At 37.4% G+C, this 18,486-nt stretch carries 15 protein-coding genes and 1 tRNA gene; 3 read left to right on the plus strand and 13 right to left on the minus strand.

All coding sequences use genetic code 11. The annotated features are described in order from the left end of the window. Positions 1–187 precede the first annotated feature (187 nt). Positions 188–916, plus strand: a complete 729-nt coding sequence (locus BUR19_RS10720; protein ID WP_074235321.1) for an ABC transporter substrate-binding protein — start codon at positions 188–190, stop codon at positions 914–916. A gap of 45 nt (positions 917–961) precedes the next feature. Here the strand turns inward: BUR19_RS10720 and BUR19_RS10725 are convergent, their stop codons facing one another. Further along, positions 962–1,408, minus strand: a complete 447-nt coding sequence (locus tag BUR19_RS10725; RefSeq protein WP_074235322.1) for a GAF domain-containing protein — start codon at positions 1,406–1,408, stop codon at positions 962–964. 5 nt (positions 1,409–1,413) lie between these two features. After that, on the minus strand, positions 1,414–2,838 hold the full coding sequence (locus tag BUR19_RS10730; RefSeq protein ID WP_074235643.1) for a nicotinate-nucleotide adenylyltransferase: 1,425 nt from the start codon (positions 2,836–2,838) through the stop codon (positions 1,414–1,416). Between the two features lie 54 nt (positions 2,839–2,892). Here BUR19_RS10730 and BUR19_RS10735 point away from each other — a divergent pair, with 54 nt between their 5' ends. Both BUR19_RS10735 and BUR19_RS10740 read left to right on the plus strand, forming a co-directional pair. After that, positions 2,893–3,660 carry an MBL fold metallo-hydrolase gene (locus BUR19_RS10735; protein ID WP_074235323.1) on the plus strand — a complete coding sequence of 256 codons (768 nt, stop codon included), beginning with the start codon at positions 2,893–2,895 and terminating at the stop codon, positions 3,658–3,660. Positions 3,661–3,777: 117 nt separating this feature from the next. Next, a tRNA-Leu gene (locus BUR19_RS10740) sits at positions 3,778–3,859 on the plus strand. A 149-nt stretch (positions 3,860–4,008) separates the two neighbouring features. On the opposite strand, the gene BUR19_RS10745 is transcribed toward BUR19_RS10740, so the two are convergent. The 11 genes from BUR19_RS10745 to BUR19_RS10795 all read right to left on the minus strand — a co-directional run bounded on the left by BUR19_RS10745 (position 4,009) and on the right by BUR19_RS10795 (position 18,468). Further along, entirely contained in the window at positions 4,009–4,830 is an 822-nt protein-coding gene (locus BUR19_RS10745; RefSeq protein ID WP_074235324.1) for a Cof-type HAD-IIB family hydrolase, read from the minus strand. A gap of 73 nt (positions 4,831–4,903) precedes the next feature. Then, entirely contained in the window at positions 4,904–5,977 is a 1,074-nt protein-coding gene (locus tag BUR19_RS10750; RefSeq protein WP_074235325.1) for a UDP-glucose--hexose-1-phosphate uridylyltransferase, read from the minus strand. Next, the gene (gene galK / locus BUR19_RS10755) at positions 5,937–7,124 is read right to left on the minus strand and encodes a galactokinase (protein ID WP_074235326.1); all 1,188 of its coding nucleotides are present in this window, start codon (positions 7,122–7,124) and stop codon (positions 5,937–5,939) included. Before galK ends, BUR19_RS10750 begins: the two co-directional genes overlap by 41 nt. A 242-nt stretch (positions 7,125–7,366) precedes the next feature. Then, complete coding sequence (locus tag BUR19_RS10760) at positions 7,367–8,320, minus strand: transketolase family protein (protein ID WP_074235327.1); 954 nt, start codon at positions 8,318–8,320, stop codon at positions 7,367–7,369. Between the two features lie 262 nt (positions 8,321–8,582). After that, positions 8,583–9,431 carry a transketolase gene (locus BUR19_RS10765; protein WP_074235328.1) on the minus strand — a complete coding sequence of 283 codons (849 nt, stop codon included), beginning with the start codon at positions 9,429–9,431 and terminating at the stop codon, positions 8,583–8,585. A 3-nt stretch (positions 9,432–9,434) separates the two neighbouring features. Beyond that, positions 9,435–10,088, minus strand: coding sequence for a fructose-6-phosphate aldolase (fsa, locus tag BUR19_RS10770; protein WP_074235329.1), 654 nt, complete (start codon positions 10,086–10,088; stop codon positions 9,435–9,437). A 278-nt stretch (positions 10,089–10,366) separates the two neighbouring features. Then, positions 10,367–12,400 carry an alpha-glucuronidase gene (locus tag BUR19_RS10775; protein WP_074235330.1) on the minus strand — a complete coding sequence of 678 codons (2,034 nt, stop codon included), beginning with the start codon at positions 12,398–12,400 and terminating at the stop codon, positions 10,367–10,369. 148 nt (positions 12,401–12,548) lie between these two features. Then, entirely contained in the window at positions 12,549–13,517 is a 969-nt protein-coding gene (locus BUR19_RS10780; protein WP_074235331.1) for a glycoside hydrolase family 43 protein, read from the minus strand. A 174-nt stretch (positions 13,518–13,691) separates the two neighbouring features. Next, positions 13,692–14,813: an endo-1,4-beta-xylanase gene (locus BUR19_RS10785; RefSeq protein WP_074235332.1), complete on the minus strand. Its 1,122-nt coding sequence runs from the start codon at positions 14,811–14,813 to the stop codon at positions 13,692–13,694. Between the two features lie 253 nt (positions 14,814–15,066). Then, on the minus strand, positions 15,067–16,521 hold the full coding sequence (locus BUR19_RS10790; protein WP_074235333.1) for an MFS transporter: 1,455 nt from the start codon (positions 16,519–16,521) through the stop codon (positions 15,067–15,069). Between the two features lie 33 nt (positions 16,522–16,554). Next, positions 16,555–18,468: a sialate O-acetylesterase gene (locus tag BUR19_RS10795; RefSeq protein ID WP_083600740.1), complete on the minus strand. Its 1,914-nt coding sequence runs from the start codon at positions 18,466–18,468 to the stop codon at positions 16,555–16,557. Positions 18,469–18,486: the final 18 nt, after the last annotated feature.

Genomic DNA, 18,486 nt, shown 5'->3' on the forward strand with positions numbered 1-18,486 from the left:
ATGATAATAAGTTGATTTGATGATTTGAAAATTCCTCAATTCATTTATCATTATTAATTTTACAATATTAAACTCTCTCAGAAATTCTTGTTTTCGAGAGAGTTTTTTTTATATTTAAGGTCTTCGAGAGCCTCAATCTCGAGAAATTAATTATTGTCACACTGAGCGAAATCAAAGCGTTTTATTTATGAGAATTATTTCATTAGTTCCTTCGATTACGGAAGCTTTGTTTGATTTGGGTTTGACGACTGACGAAATTGTTGGTCGGACAAAATTCTGCATCCATCCAAAAGATGTGGTTGATAAAGTTGAAATGATTGGTGGTACAAAAAACCTTAACCTAGATAAAATCAAATCACTAAAACCAGACTTCATCATTGCCAACAAAGAGGAAAATACCAAAGAACAAGTTGAGGAATTGATGAAAGATTTCAAAGTTTTAGTCACGAATGTTGAAACTTTGGAAGACAATTATTATTTACTGAAACAACTCGGGCATCTATTCGGGAAAGAAGAAAAAGCGCAGTTTTTCAACCTGAAAACTTATGAAGCTTTTGATATTATTAAATCCGGAAAAAGGTTAAAAGTTGCTTATTTGATCTGGAAAAATCCCTATATGACAGTTGGTGGCGATACTTTTATTTCTAGGATTTTAGACGAGCTGGGATTTGAGAATTTGTTTAAAAACCAGAAACGATATCTGGAAATCCAGTTAGAAGATTTGAAAGATGCAGATTTGATTTTTCTTTCGTCAGAGCCTTTTCCTTTCAAAGAAAAACATATTGATGAAATCAAAGAAGTTTGTCAAAATCAAAAAATTAGGATTGTTGACGGCGAAGCTTTTTCTTGGTATGGGACACATCTTGCGAAGTGTGGGGAATATTATCGAGACCTTTTGACAAAAATCAATCAATAAAAAAGTCGCAGTAGATGCGACTTTAATATTTTATAGAAAATTTAATTACAAAATCTTCGCAACCTCGTCACAAAGCCATTTCAGCATTTCTTCATCTTCTTTTGTAAATGGGTCAATGGTATGAGAATCGATATCGATTTGTCCAATATTTTCTCCGTTTTTGAAGATTGGAACTACAATTTCTGCTTTTGTATCAATGGAGCAAGACAAATAATTATCCTGAGAATGAACATCCGGAACTACGAAAGTCTCTCCTGAAACCGCTACTTGCCCACAAATCCCTTTTCCAAAAGGAATAATCACATGATCTGTAACTGCGCCAACATAAGGTCCAAGAGCTAACTCGTCTTTGTCGCCGTTTTTAAAATAGAAACCTGTCCAGTTGTAATAATCAATTTCTTTATCCAAAAGCTGACAGATTTTCAGAAGTTTTACGTTTGTATCTTGTGGACTTTCCAAGATTACTGAAAGTCTTTTTTTAAGTTCTACCATTGTTGTTAATTTAATCCTTCAAAAGTTAATTCTTTGTAACCGAACATTCCGCGTTCTTTTATCATTTCTGCCACACTTTTCGGCAACTCTTCTTCCCAACCCAATTCGTGTGTAACGATTTTTTTAAGAATCTCTCTGGAATAGATTTCCAGGAATTTTGGATTGTAATTATGAATGTCTACAATTCTCTTATTGAGTTTGAAATATTTGTATAATTCTTTCAGATTATCCTGAACTTTCAGATTTTCAGAAGTCAGCAACTCGCCATCTTCAGGGTTTTTGTAAGGATAAAGATAAACGCGCATATCCTTTTTGAAGAACTTACCAAACGCCTCCAAAATTCCTCCCGGAAGATTTTTGTAATATTCCTCATCGAAAACATCTAAAAGGTTATTAACTCCCATTGCAACACCAATATGCTGATTGGTAAATGTAGAGAAATAATCTACCATTCGGTAATACTCTGAGAAATTGGAAATCATTACTGTGTAGCCCAAAGTTCCCAAAATATCAACTCTATCTAAGAAATCTCTTTCGTCAATATCTCCAGCAGCTCGTAGATTCGAAATCGTAATTTCGAAAAGAATCTGTGTATTCTCGTGGTCGCAGGAATTATCCTGATTGAACATTTCCAAACCGTGCTCAAACATATCAATATTCACTCGTGTTACGGGTCGAAAACTACCTCTTACCGCAAAAATATTTTTCTTGTAAAGAATATCCGCCGGTAACATATTGTTTCCCTCAGAATTGAAAATAACAGCATCTGTCATCCCCAATTTCACCAGCTGAAGACTCATCAAACGATTGTCAACATATTTGAAAGCCGGTCCGCTGAAATCTATCATATCAATCTCTAGTCTGTCCAAAGAAAGGTCGTCGTACAAAGATTCTACAAGAATTCTGGGATTATCTGTATAAAAATAAGCACCATAAATCAAATTAACACCCAAACTTCCCAATGTTTCCTGTTGCAAAGTCGGATTGGTTTCTTTGAATTTTACGTGGATGATTATTTCGTTATACTCCTCATTTTCAGAATTTTGAAACCTTACTCCTACCCAACCGTGACCTTTGGTCGTTTTATCAAAATTGATGGTTGTAACGGTATTGGCATAAGAAAAGAATTTTTTACCGGGATTGTTCTCTCTTGGGATTCTTTCCTCAATAAGCGCCACCTCATAACGCAACATTTTTCTGAGTCTGTTCTGAGTTACGTATCGGTTTTTAGCTTCCTTACCATAGATGGCATCAGAAAAGTCCTTATCGTAAGCAGACATCGCCTTTGCAATAGTTTGAGAAGCGCCGCCAGCTCTGAAAAAATGACGAACAGTTTCCTGTCCCGCGCCTATCTCTGCAAAAGTTCCGTAAATTGAAGAATCGAGATTAATAGCTAAAGCTTTCTGTTTTGGGGTAAGTTTTGGCTTTATCACAAAGAATTAGATTTATTTTGTAAATTTACCAAAATAACAGCAAAAACAAAAATGCTTTTAAAATTTTTAGGAACTGGTACTTCACAAGGCATTCCTGTTATTGGTAGCCATCATCCTGTCTGTCTTTCAAAAGACCAAAAAGATAAGCGTTTACGCACTTCTGCCATCGTAACTTCCGACTCTGGAAAGAAAATATTAATTGATTGTGGTCCCGATTTTCGTCAGCAAATGTTGACGAATCAGGAGGAGCAAATCGATGCGGTGCTGATTACGCACGAACATAATGACCATATAATTGGTCTTGATGACTTGCGACCTTTGATTTTCAAAAACAAAGCTTCAATGCCAATTTATTGTAATTCCCGTGTTGCTAAAGAAATCAAAGACCGTTTTCCTTACGCTTTTCAAGACCACAAATATCCAGGAGCACCAAGTTTCGATTTATTTGAAATTGATAATCAGTTTACACTTTTTGATGAAGTGAAAGTTCAGCCAATTGATATTATCCATTCTGAGATAAATATTCTTGGTTTTAAATTTAAAAATCTAGCTTACATAACAGATGCAAGTAAAATTGATGATAAGGAAAAAGAGAAACTGAAGGACTTAGATTTTTTTATTATTAATTGCCTGAGAAAAACAGAACCTCATCATTCACATTTTATTTTGCCACAGGTTTTGGAATTGGTAGAAGAACTTCAACCGAAAAAAACATATTTGATTCACATTAGTCATCATCTTGGTTTCCACGAGGAAGTCGAAAACGAGCTTCCGGACCATATTCATTTGGCTTATGATGGTTTGGAAATAGAATTTTGATAAAAATATTTTTCTGATTAACACAATGTTACGAATTAATGAGAAAAATAATTCAAATTCATTTTCATCGGTTAGAAAATAATCCTATATTTGCACACCAATTTAAAACAAACATCGGCCCAGTTGGCGGAATTGGTAGACGCGCTAGACTCAAACTCTAGTATCGAAAGATGTGCCGGTTCGATTCCGGCACTGGGTACAAAAAACTTCTTAAATCTTTGATTTTAAGAGGTTTTTCATTTTTAGGGTAGTAGATAGTTACCAAAATTTTCAATCAACACTATTCTAAATTCATTTTTATTTTGAACTTTAACATCAGCTTCTGTCGCTGTCTCTATATTTTTTAATTCAGACTTTTATTACTCTTTTATAATCAAGATTTAGATACGCACTAATAACTTCTAAAACCCCAAAACTATCATTATTTCCAGCCTCATAATTGGCAGCTTCTTTCACAGAAGGATGTGCATTTTGCATCGCATAAGAATATTTTGAATTTTTAAGCATTTCGATATCATTCATATAATCACCAAAAGCCATTGTTTGAGACGGAAGGATATTCAGTTTTTTTTGGATTATTTCTAAAGCTTTTCCTTTATTAATATTTCTATTCATTATATCAACCCAATATTGCCCCGAAACTACAACTTCCAGATTTTCATCTTCGAAATGTTTTAAATATGGATAAATATTTTTCTCAGCACCTTCCGGATGATAGATGGCAATTTTAAAAGCATCATCATCAACTTCCAAAGTCAAATCATCAACCTTCTGATTTTCTGTGTAATATCTAGTGAAATAATTAACAAATGTCTTATCATCACTTTCATAATACGCTTTTTTCTTCGCAGAAAGCACCGCTCTTGCGCCAGGAATTTCACGAATTGTTTTAATGATATCGATGACAAATTGATGTTCTAATTTGTCTGCAAACAATTCTTCATTTTTATAAACCACATAACCGCCGTTTTCCGCAATAAAACCGATTTCATCTTCAATTTCTGTAAAATACTGCGTAATTCCGGGCATTTGTCTTCCGCTTGCAGGCACGAAAAGGATATTTCTTTTTTTCAATTCTTGGTAAATCCGAGGAAAATCAGGACTTACTTCATATTGAGAATTAAGAAAAGTCCCGTCCATATCGGTGACAATCAGTTTAATGTCGTTCATAAATTTAATTTTATAGAAAAATCGCCTGATTTTCTATGATTAATAAAAGCTACACAAAGATAAAACTATCTTTTTACATACTTTTATAATGAATGGTGGAAAGATTATTTAAGATTTCAGCGCTTTGTTCAGGTGTAATGTCTCGTTGCGGTTCTGCCAGCATTTCGTAGCCTACCATAAATTTTTTGACTTCTGCATTACGTAGCAAAGGCGGGTAGAAATGCATATGAAAATGCCACTCTGGATGGGGTTTTCCATCGGTTGCTGATTGGTGAATCCCTGCTGAATATGGAAAAGAAATCTCAAAAAGATTGTCATATTTTGTGGTTAAATTTTTAATAATCTCAGCCAATGAAAACTTTTCCGAATCCGAAAACTCAAGGATATTTTCTGCTTTTCTTTTGCTGATAATCATTGTTTCGTAGGGCCATACTGCCCAAAACGGAACTAATACGACAAAATCTTCATTTTCAAGAATGATTCTTTCTTCGGCTTCTAATTCTTTTTTAACATAGTCTTCTAATAGTGACCTTCCGTTTTTATCAAAGTATTTTTTCAGATTTTCCTGTGTTCTCAAAACTGTCGAAGGAATCGAAGACTGCGCCCAGATTTGTCCGTGCGGATGCGGATTGCTGCATCCCATCACGCTTCCTTTATTTTCAAAAATCTGCACGTGGTTGATGTAATCTTCAGAACCTAAATCTTTATATTGCTCTTGCCAGACATCTACCACTTTTTTGATATCATCAACTTCCATTTCAGGCAAAGTAAGGCTATGATTTTCAGAAAAGCAAATGACTCTATTAATTCCTCGCTCCGGTTTTAATGTAAAAAAATCAGACTTTTCATAAGAGAATTCAACATTATCTTTCATCAAAGAACCGAAGTCATTTTCGAAAACAAAAACACCTTTGTAATCAGGATTTTTATCACCATTCACACGTACATTTCCTGAACACAAGTAGCAATTTGGGTCGTGAGAAGGAAGTTTTTCTTCGGTAACTTTTTCAGTTTGTCCCTGCCAAGGTCGGTTGGCTCTTTGCGGAGACACCAAAATCCACTCATCCAAAAGCGGATTGTATCTTCTGTGAGGGTGCTGCTTTTGATTAAACGACGAATTCATTTCTTTTGTATTCTCTAATTCCATCTGATATTTTTACACGGTACACTTTCATTTCGATGGCAAAATCTGCTTTGTATTTTGCGCTGATGTTTTTAATCACTTCATCCACATTTTCATCTTTTATAAGATTGATGCTGCATCCGCCGAAACCACCGCCCATTATTCTTGCACCCAAAACGCCGTTTTCTTTTAAAGTTTCTTCCACCATAAAATCGAGTTCTTCACAACTCACTTCAAATTCAGTAGAAAGTCCGGAATGCGTTTCGATAAGAAGTTCTCCTAAATATTCCACATCGCCTTCTGATAAAGCTTTTGCAGCTTTTTCTACTCTTTTTATTTCTTTTAGAAGATAAAGGCATCTTTTGTAAGACGTCTCTCCTATTTCTGCCCTCACTTCATCCAGCATTGAAAAGCTGAAATCTCTGAATTTCTCTATTTCAGGAAACTTTTCCCACAAAACTTTTTTCCCGTTATCAACATCTTTTCTTCGGTCGTTGTAGCCGGAAGTAAGATGCGTATGTTTTACACAACTGTCGAAAAGCACCAGACTGTAACCTTCGATATTAGCTTCAAAATACTGATGTTCCAGAGAATTGCAGTCGAGCATAATTACTTGGTGTTCTTTACCGAAAACGGATGCAAATTGGTCCATAATTCCGCACTTTACACCAACAAAGGTATGTTCGGATTTCTGACCAATCAGCGCCAAATCTTTTTTAGATAAATTTAAATCGAAAACCTGATTAAGAATATAGGCAAACCCACATTCCAAAGCTGCCGAAGACGACAAGCCGGAACCCATCGGAATCGTACTGCTGAAGGCAACCTGCAAACCGCCAATCTCTTTACCGCTTTCCTGGATTGCGTTGAAAACACCCAGCAAATAATTAGCCCAGGTTTGCTCAACCGGAGTCTGCTTTTGATGAATATTAAAACTGAAGAATTCATTAAAATCTTTTGCAAAAAAAGTACAGATTTCTGAGTCTTCCACCTTTTTGACAGCAAAACAAATATGTTTGTCGATGGCGGCAGGAAGTACGAAGCCATCGCTGTAATCAACGTGTTCACCGATAATATTAATTCTTCCCGGTGCCAGAAAAATATTTTCCGGTTCTGATTGGAAGAAAGTCTGGAATGCTTCTGTTGTATGATTGATTAATTTCTCCTTCATAGATGACTGCAATTTATGGCTTTTTTATAATATATTTTGGCTAAAGCCAATTTAATTATTCATATTAAAAACAGGCTAAAGCCCGTTTCTATTGATATTCTAGTAATGTTTAAATAGAAAAACGCATAAGGCTTCGACAAGCTCAGCCTGACACCGCTTAAAATCGGATGCTTGTAGTAGAAATGTCACGCTGAGCTTATCGAAGCCTTTGTGTATTATTAGTAATCAATATTTAAAAATTATTATTTCCTTTTCATTACTTTTTTTGCGGCTTCAACAATGTCATTGGCGGTCAATCCATATTTTTCCATCAGTTGGTCTGGAGTTCCGCTTTCTCCGAAGCTGTCGTTTACAGCTACATATTCCTGAGGTGCAAGATATTCTGTAATCAAAAGTTGAGCAACGCTGTCGCCTAAACCGCCTAATCTGTTGTGTTCTTCGGCAGTTACAACGCAACCTGTTTTCTTTACTGATTTTAAAATTGCTTCAGTATCCAAAGGTTTGATGGTATGGATATTAATAATTTCGGCATCAATTCCCTGCTCTTCCAGGATTTCCCCGGCTTTTATCGCTTCCCAAACCAAATGTCCAGTGGCGATTATGGTTACGTCTTTTCCTTCGTTGACCATCCAGGCTTTCCCTATTTCGAATGTTTGATTTTCGTCTGTAAAAACAGGAATCACAGGTCTTCCGAAACGCAGATAAACCGGACCTTCATAATCAGCAATGGCAATTGTTGCCGCTTTGGTCTGGTTGTAATCGCAAGTGTTGATGACTGTCATTCCGGGAAGCATTTTCATTAATCCGATGTCTTCCAGAATCTGGTGTGTTGCACCATCTTCACCTAAAGTCAATCCGGCGTGAGAAGCACAGATTTTTACGTTTTTATCAGAATACGCCACGGACTGACGAATCTGGTCGTACACTCTTCCGGTAGAAAAGTTGGCAAAAGTTCCTGTGAATGGAATTTTTCCTTCAATGGCTAATCCTGCGGCGATTCCAATCATATTGGCTTCGGCAATTCCGATCTGGAAAAAACGTTCCGGTACTTTTTCGATGAATTTTTCCATTTTCAAAGAACCGATAAGGTCGGCGCAAAGTGCTACGACATCAGGATTTTTGTCCGCCAGTTCTGCAAGACCGGCTCCGAAACCACTTCTGGTGTCTTTTTTTTCTGTGTATGTATATTTTTTCATTGTTTTTATCTGTTGATGGTTATTTAAACGCAAAGAGCGCAAAGATTTTTTTAGCTTATTGGGAATATTTTTCGTTCGCAAAGGCGCTTCGCTCAGCAAAGGAATTTAATCTTTAGATGTTAGATATTTTTTTGAACAGCGAATCGCTCGCAGCCCGACTTGAGTGGAGCTCTTTTTGCAAATTCAACAATGGAAAAAGCCTTGGGAATTTGCAAAAAAGCGGGAGCGGAAGGCGGATAAAGCTGCCCAAATAATTTAAAGTCTAATAATCGCCTAAAGTTTCCTCTAACTGGTCTAATGCTTTTGCCAGTTGCTCATCGTTAGGCGCTTTTCCGTGCCACGCGTGGCTTCCCATCATATAATCGACACCGTGACCCATTCCGGTTTTCAGGAGAATACAAATCGGCTGCCCTTGTCCGGTCAATGATTTTGCTTCGTCCAGAACGTTAAGAATTTCTTCCATATCGTTTCCGTTTTCCACTTCGAGAACTTTCCAGTCGAAGGCTTCGAATTTGGTTTTAAGATTACCCAAAGAAAGGACTTTTGAAGTCGGGCCATCAATCTGCTGACCATTGTAATCGATGGTTGCAATCAAATTATCAACCTTATTGTGAGAGGCATACATTATGGCTTCCCAGTTCTGCCCTTCCTGCAATTCGCCGTCGCCGTGAAGGGTGAACACAAGATTTTTATCTTTATTTATTTTTTTTCCGACTGCGTGACCAATTGCCACAGACATTCCTTGCCCCAGAGAACCGGAAGCAATACGAACGCCCGGAAGATGCTCGTGCGTGGTGGGATGTCCCTGTAATCTTGAATTCAGTTTTCTGAAAGTTGCCAGTTCTGACTTATCAAAATAACCTGCGTGCGCCAAAACACTGTAAAAAACAGGCGAAATATGACCGTTGGACAGGTAAAAAACGTCTTCATCTTTACCCTTCATATCGAATCCTTCTTTTCTTTTCATCGCATCAAAATAAAGAGCGACCAGAAAGTCTGTGCAACCCAACGAACCGCCGGGATGACCGGATTGACAGGCGTGAACCATTCTTACAATATCCCTTCTGACCTGCGAAGCGATGTGATTAAGTTTTGAAATATCGTGCTGCATAAATTATTGCATTTTTTGTGAATCTTTGATGAACTGCTCCAATCCCGAATCTGTCAAGGGATGTTTTAGCAAGGAAAGAATCGGCTGAATCGGACAAGTCACGACATCAGCGCCGATTTTTGCACAATTGATGATGTGCATACTGTGTCTTACAGAGGCTGCCAAAATTTCTGTTTCGTAACCATAATTATCAAAAATAAGACGGATTTCTTCAATAAGATTCAAACTGTCTGTTGAAATATCATCCAGTCTTCCCAAAAACGGAGAAACGTAACTCGCACCTGCTTTTGCGGCTAAAAGAGCTTGTCCGGCAGAGAAAATCAAGGTGCAATTGGTTTTGATTCCTTTGCTGGAAAAATATTTGAGAGCTTTTACACCATCTTTTATCATTGGAATTTTCACAACGATATTTGGATGAATTGCGGCAAGAATTTCGCCTTCGGCAATCATTTCTTCGTAAGTTGTGGATAAGACTTCCGCAGAAATATCTCCGTCTACAATCTCGCAAATATATTTGTAATGTTGCAAGATAGCTTCTGTTCCGCTGATTCCTTCTTTTGCCATCAAGGATGGATTAGTTGTAACGCCATCCAGAATTCCAAGGTCGTTAGCTTCTCTAATCTGCTCTAAATTGGCAGTGTCGATAAAAAATTTCATATGTAGATTTTTATTTGTTATTAGTTCAGTTATTAGGTTTGATTATTTCATTCCATTCAGCACTCTTTTGTCATTCCGTAGGAATCTCAACACAGCAAGAATAAAGCAGTTTAGATTCCTACGGAATGACAAAGGTGTTGTTGAAATTTGATTATAATTTATCAAAGTGAATGTTTATATTTTAAATTGTATTTTAAGTGTTAAATTTACACTTAATAAATAAAACAAACAATTTCCTGTCTTAAAAAGATTCAGAAAGTTGTTGCTTAAATTTTTATTTAATTGTGATGACCCATTGGGAGTTTGATTTTCTTCAAATCTTCCAGTTCGTTCAAGGGTCTTTCGATATCATAAGGAATCGGCATTTTTGAAAACGTCTGGAAATACAGCAGACACGCATCTTTCCACCAAACGGCATCTTTTGCCTGAATCTTTAATTTTGATTGAACTTCGGTAAATCTTTTTTCATCAACATAAGGCTGCATTTTGTCCCAGATTTTCTGATAATCTCTGACATTTTTTACACCTGTATCATATTTGTATGATAGTTCTTCCCACAAAGTTTTACCGTCTTTCATCTGATAATCCCACGGAACGTGATGAAACCAGAGAATAAGGTTTTCGGGAGTCGTTTTGATATTTCCGTAGATGTCGTTGAGTGGAGGAAAATATTGTGAAACAGCATTGCTTCCCGTTTTGGTTCTGTCAAAACCTAAACCCTGCGTATTTGCCTGATGATAGTATACCGGTGACCAGTCTGCTCTCGTACCTTTATAGTCACCCCACGGTTCCGGTCCGTAATGGTGCATTCCGGCAAAAATATGGTGTAAACCAAGTGGCATCATATAATCTACCGCCGTTTCCCTTGAAGTGAGCATCATTTGTTTTACAGGATTGAGGAATTTTTCGTTGTCAGTGAAGGTCATTTTAATCCATTCGTCGGCAATCTGTTCCGAAGTCAAATCGTGGTTCCAAGCTAAACGTCCGAAAGCATACCAATTGGCCTGTGCAAAATGATGTCCCGTCCAGTTTTTATCTTCTCCAATATTGGCAACTGCCGAAATAGCCGAAATTTTTGCAGGTCTTAAAGTTCCGTCTGTAATTTTCGCAATTGTAGAACCTTTTCCGTCAGAATACGTATCACTGTCCAAAGTTTCCTTGAATAAAGGAGCAAGGTAAACAAGATGATTGGCTTGCCCTAAATATTCCTGAGTAATTTGGAACTCTACCATTTCGGAAGTTTTTTTCAATGCTCCGAAAAGTGGATTAAAAGCTTCACGAGGCTGAAAATCAACAGGTCCGTTTTTAATCTGAACAATCACATTATCTCTGAATTTCCCGTCTAGCGGAACAAATTCCAGATAAGCCTGTTTTGCTCGGTCTTCTTTACTCGGACTGTACACAAACGCTCTCCACATTACAATTCCGCCATAAGGCTTCAAGACATCTGCCATCATATTAGCGCCATCAGCGTGCGTTCTTCCGTAATCCTGCGGTCCCGGCTGTCCTTCCGAATTGGCTTTCACTAAAAATCCTCCGAAGTCAGGAATTAATTTATAAATTTCTGATGCTTTGTCTTTCCACCATTTTTGAACATCTTTATTTAAAGGATCAGAATTTTCCAATCCGTCCAAAACTTTAGGCGACGAAAAATTGACTGATAAATAAACTTTGATTCCGTAAGGTCTGAAAATATCTGCGAGAATTTTTACTTTTTCAAGATAGTCTTTGCGGAGCATATTTGGTGAAGCATTCACGTTGTTGAGAACAGTTGCATTAATCCCGATTGAGGCATTTGCTCTAGCATATTCTTCGTATCTCGGAGAAATTGCATTCGGCAAATCTTCCCATTTCCAAAGCGAATGTCCTGCATAACCACGCTCAATCGTTCCGTCAAGATTATCCCAATGGTTGAGAATTCTGACATCGTAGGAAGGTTTTTCGGTAATATTCAGATTTGTTAATCCAGATTTTGTTTGCTGCAAACGTAAAATATGATAAACCCCATACAACAATCCGATTTCTTTTTCGGCAGAAATGACCAGTTTATTCTGAACTGATTTTATGGTATAACCGCCTTTCAGATTTTTTAATGATTTGTCGGTTCGAAGTTCAATTTCCTGACCTTGCCAATGATTCATTAATTCTTTTTTGGCGACATTCAAAGTCGGATTGTTTCCTTTGGAAATAATTTTCTCTGTCGAAATTCCGTTCCTTGCCGGAAACCGAAGCCAAAGCTGACTGCCGTCTTCTGCGAAAATGGTTAATGGAATCATTAGAAATAATAGGATATACAGTCGGAAATAGCGCATTAGATTTTCTTTTAATTTTTATTTAAATAAGTTTTGGCTAAAGCCAAATTGTATCTCTTCATCTTTAAACGGGCTAAAGCCCGTTCCTATTGATAATAGGATTTCATCCTATCCTTCGTTAAATCGTCCCTTCGGGACTTTTTATAGATTATTCTTCTAAACCTTCAATGGTTTTAATTTTACCATCGTTGTCATATTCCAATTCGATTACCTTCATACTTCTGAGCCAGGTTTTTCCTTCACTCGGAACAGAGTCGTGGAAAAACAGATACCATTTTCCTTTGAATTCAGCAATGCTGTGATGAGTTGTCCATCCAATGACAGGCGTCAGAATTTCTCCCTGAAAAGTAAAGGGACCATAAGGACTGTCGCCTGTGGCATAACAAATCAAATGCGTATCGCCGGTAGAATATGAGAAATAATATTTGCTGTTGTATTTATGCATCCAGGACGCTTCGAAAAAGCGGTGTTTGTCGCCGTGAAGCAATGGATTTCCATTTTCGTCAAGAATTAAAACATCTTTCGGCTCTTCTTCAAACTCCAGCATATCATCGCTCAATAAAACAACTTTTGAAGGAATTGCCGGTTCGTTATCATTTGGAATTACTGCAGATTCTAAGGCTTTGTTGTTTCTGTAACGCTGCAATTGTCCACCCCAGATTCCACCAAAATACATATAATGTCTTCCGTTTTCTTCAAAAATACAAGGGTCGATGCTATAACTTCCCAACATCGGATGTTTCTCCGGAATAAATGGTCCGTAAGGTTTGTCACTTACCGCAACACCGATTCTGAAGATGTCATTTTTATCTTTTAACGGAAAATACATATAATATTTTCCATTTTTGAATGCCACATCACAATCCCACAATTGCCTTCCCGACCAAGGAATATCTTTTACCGAAAGGACAACACCGTGGTCTGTGATTTCGCCGTTTTCTACATCATCCAACGAGAAAACGTGATAATCGTTCATATCGAAATGGTCTCCGTTGTCATTTTCTTCGATGCCGCTTTCACGGTCGTGTGATGGATAAATGTAAATTTTGCCTTCAAAAACGTGTACGGACGGGTCTGCCATATAATCTTTCGGGAATAGATATTTTGCTTTTTTCATTTTAATTTAGATGTTAAGATAATAGACTGATAGATTTTATTTTCTCGCAGTTTTTCAGATTATTTAAATAAAAATCTACTTAATTTGCTAAGTCTGCGAGAGAAATATTTTTGTGATTTGCAGATTATTTTTTAACCTTATAGGTATTGAAAACCTATAAGGTTTGAAGCTGCATTATTTTTCTTTTGTTAACTGAATGATTTTTTCTACTACAGGTTTTGCCTGATTATTCCGGTCGAAAAGTAACGGATAATCGGTTCTGCCTTTTACCGGAAAATCGTTTTTCCAGGATTGTGCATCAGTAGTTCCCCACAAGGTTACTCTTCTGATTTTATCCTGATGTTTCAGGAATAATCTGAAAAAATCCAGATAACGGTTTTCCCATTCTGTTTTTACATTTTCGGGAAGTCCGGCCGTATAAGGATTCATTTTTGCTTCATATTCTACTTTATCGGAAACGTTGGCAGAAGTTCCCCAAGGAGAAGGAAGTGCGCTGATTTCCATTTCAGTAATATTTACTTTTACGCCGTTTGCTGTGTAGTCAAGAATTGCTTTTTCGTATTCGTCAAGGGTTGGTGTATCAAGACCAACGTGGGTCTGCATTCCTACTCCATCGATTCGGATTCCCCTGGATTTTAAAGTCTGAACCATTTTGCTTACAGTTTTAACTTTTCCGGGATGCCATTCGTTATAATCATTGTAATAGAGTTCTGCATTCGGGTCTGCTTCCTGCGCATATTGGAAAGCCAACGGAATAAATTCTTCGCCAAGGATCTCATAAAATTTACTTTTACGGTAAGTTCCATCTTCCATAATAGCTTCATTAACCACATCCCAGCCTTTTACTCGGCCTTTGTATCTGGTAACAACAGTGGTAATATGATTTTTCATTCTTTGTTTTAAAACTTCCGGAGAAACATCTTTTCCGTCTTTGTCTACGAAAAACCATTTGGGTAACTGCGAATGCCAAATCAAAGTATGACCGATGATGAACATTTTGTTTTTCTCCCCAAAAGCCACAAATTTATCGGCATCATCAAAAAAGAACTTTCCTTCCTCCGGCTGCAAAAACATCGATTTCATACAGTTTTCGGCAACAATGGAACTGAACTGATTTTTAATAATTTCTACAGACCTTACATCTTTCTCATAAATCTGCGGAAGACTCATCGCTGTTCCGATATAGAATTTATTTTTGAATGCATTTTTCAGGGAATCGTTGGAAGTTGCCGTGTTGGCTGTCTTGCACGAAACAGTTAAGGTTAAAATTCCTAATAATGTTGCTATTTTTTTCATAAAATTCTTATTTTCATTTGGCTTTTAGCCGAAACTTATTATAAATTTTGGCTAAAGCCTTTTTCCTTGTCTTGTATTAAACGGGCTAAAGCCCGTTCCTATTGATTTTCCAATTAATCTTATCACGATTTTTTGAATACGAATCACTCGCAGCCCGGCTTGAACGGAAATCCTTTTTTTGCGGCTGGAAAAACTTTGGCAAAAAAGATTAGGAGTGGAAGACGGAAAAGCTGCCCAAATTTTTATTATATCATTAATCTTTCGCTTTTCTTCTTTCTTTAAGGTCGTGCTCGATTTCGATTTCTTTCTTCTTATTGATTTCGTAGAACATCAGCAATCCGCACGCTAAAAAGAATGGGATTGACGGGAATACGCTGACCAGCATTTTGGCACCTGTGGAAACGGTTTCCGGCTGTATCACGTTGACTGTACCTTCTGAGGAAATGTAACCATATTTTCCGATAATTAATGCAACTAATGAACTTCCAATGCTTAAACCAACTTTCAAACCGACCATCATTGCCGAGAAAATAATTGCTGTCGCACGTCTGTTGTTCTTCCATTCTGAATAATCGGCAACGTCGGCAATCATCGCCCAAAGTAATGGTGTTCCGGTTCCGTAGAAGAAACCGTGTAAAATCTGGGATAAAAACATCAATCCGACTGATTTTGGCGGATAAAAGATAAATGCTAAAACGAATAGTGTTGAAATAAAAAGTGAAGCGATGAATGCATCTCTTTTGCCATATTTATCTGCAAACTTTTTCGAGAAAGTGATTCCAACAATCATCATAATGATTCCACCTGCATTGAATAACCCGAAACCTGCTGAACGAGGGTCTTCTCCGAAGAAATTCATCCCAATGGAATTGAAGAAATTGGTAATCGGTGATATAAATTGCTGAAGCGAAGTTTCATCTACATAATTGTTAAAATAATACACATACGAACCGCCTTTCATTGCCAATGTAATGAAAATCAACGCAGTAACCGTTAACATAATAATCCACGGCTTGTTTTTCTTTAAATCTTTTAAATCAGCTCCTAAAGTAGATTCCTGCTCCGGTTTTGGAATCACTCTTTCTTTAGTTGTGAGAAAAGTGATGAGCAACATTACCGTTCCGATAATTGCAAGCCAGGTCATTACCACCTCGATTCCGGCTGCTTTGTCACCGTGTCCCGCAGACAAAATAATCGGCAACATAAATACCTGAACAAAAAACTGCGCAAACATAACGGCAACAAAACGATAGGAAGAAATACTGTTTCTTTCGCTCATATCACCTGTAATTACGCCACTTAGAGCTGCGTAAGGTAAATTATTGGCTGCATAAAGCAATAATAAAACAGAGTAAGTAACTGCTGCATAAATCATTTTTCCTTTATAAGAAAAATCGGGTGTGCTGAACGCAAAAAGTGCCGCAGCACCCAACGGAATTGCCGTTAATAAAATCCAAGGACGGAATTTCCCCCATTTTGTGCGGGTTCTGTCTGCCAAAGCTCCAACCATCGGATTAAAAACAAAACCAGCCAATAAACCGACCGTAAGTGTAATGATGGATGCATCTTCCGGTTTTAATCCGTAAATATCTGTATAAAAATAGGCTAAATACGTTACCAAAGTCTGGAAAACCAGATTGGCGGCTAAATCGCCTAAACTGTAGCCGATTTTTTCAACGACAGATATTTTTTGAGATGAGTTGTTCATTTTAATAATTTATAATTGATAAATGATAATTGATTATTCTGTAGTAAATGGTGAAGCGGGGAGTCCGGTTTTATTTTTCAGATTTCCGTCTGGATTGTCTGCCCAGTCGTATCTTACTGAAACTGGATTTGAAATAGTCTCGTTCCAGACAATAATTTTATTGCCTTCCATTTTTGCTTTTGCCCATTCGTATTTTCCGTCTTTTCCTTTGATGGCGAAGCCTTTCAGTTCTGAAACCGGTGCAAAATCATCAGTTCCATTTTTAAAGGAAAGAATAATTTTATTTCCTTCCACTTTCATCGACTGATAAATCGGTCCGTCTGCGATGATATTTTTCTTATCGGCAACTTTCAGCGCCTGTAAAGCCAATCGGTCACCGACTGTTTTCTTATTTAATGGATGAATGTCGCTCCACTCTCCTATATCAATAATTACAGCCAATCCTGTGTTCGGAACTTTCAGCGAAACCTGACGCTGCTGGTCTCTTAATTCTGCCCAATTGCTTTCAATAGGCTGCGCTTTTGGCTCCATAAAATTGGCTAATTGTACGGTGAAAAAAGGCATCTCTTTCTGATTCCATTTATTTCGCCAATCCAGAATCATTGTGGTCAGCAAATCGCCGTATTCTTTTGGTTTTCCGGTATTGCTTTCCCCTTGGTACCAAATTGCCCCTTTAATATTATAATTGATGATCGGATTAATCATTGCATTGTACAGCCCTGTAGGTTTCCAGCGGATAAAAGTAGTTCCGGGAGCCATTTTTCCCATTTTAGCACCGATTTTATATTTCCATTCGGTTTTTAAATCGATTTTATTTCCGTCAATTTCGAGGTAATAAGGTTTGTCTGCAATGAACTGTCCTTTTCCGCTCCCGTTGGTAATCCTTACAGCAATGACGTTTTTACCTTCTTTTAAAACTCCTGCCGGAATATCGTACCAACGCGGCGGATATTCATAGGTTACATTTCCTACTTTTACGCCGTTGATGTAGGTAACATCCGCATCTTTTATTCTTCCTAAATTTAAAAAAGCGGCTTTTCCTGCCTGATTTTTAGTTAAATTAATTTCTTTTCGGAACCAAACCGAGCCTTCGAAAGAACCCTCTTTATCTTCCCAAGAACCGGGAATATTCATTGTTTTCCAGTCAGAATCGTTTAGGTCGAAATTTTCCCAATGTTGGTTTAATCCGATATCGCTTTGGTCGAGCTCTGTGTACCAAGCTTTGCTCAAGGCCTGTTCGCTAGATTCGGTAGATTTTATCAAATCATCATTTTGCCATTTTTTGGCTTCGTCCAGATATTCAGGGTATTTTTTCAGAGAATTTTCATCCATCCACGCCTGAATCGGAGAACCACCCAAACTTGCGTGGATAATTCCAATGGCCACTTTATTTTTCTGACTTAATTCTTTAGCAAAAAAATAGGCAACTCCGGAAAAATTAAGAATCGTTTGTGGATTTGTAGCTTCCCATTTTCCGCCATCAAGCTCGGTCTGAGGTGACTTAAAATTATATTTTTGAGGAACTGTAAAAAACCTGATGTTCTGGTTATTTGCATTTTTAATTTCATCGGCGTAAAGCGGAGTCAGTCTGCGCATTGGCAATTCCATATTCGATTGTCCGGAAGCGAGCCAAACGTCACCAATCAGAATATCTTTCAATATAATTTCATTGATGGTCATCGTGTAAGGACCTCCGGCTTTCTGTTCGGGAAGTGAGATTTTCCAGTTTCCGGTTTGGTCAGCGGTGATTTTGTAATTTTTATTGAGGAATTTCACTTCCACTTTTTCTCCGGCATCGGCTTTTCCCCAGATATTTAATTTCTGGTTGCGCTGTAAAACCATTCCATCTGAAACCAGTGCCGGAAGTGTGATTTTGGCTTCAATGAACGAAATGCATAATGAGCCTACGAATAAAATTAATATTTTAAAAAAGATTCTATTTTTCATAGCAAGTTTGAATTCTGC

Source organism: Epilithonimonas zeae (genome assembly GCF_900141765.1).
Lineage (GTDB): Bacteria > Bacteroidota > Bacteroidia > Flavobacteriales > Weeksellaceae > Epilithonimonas > Epilithonimonas zeae.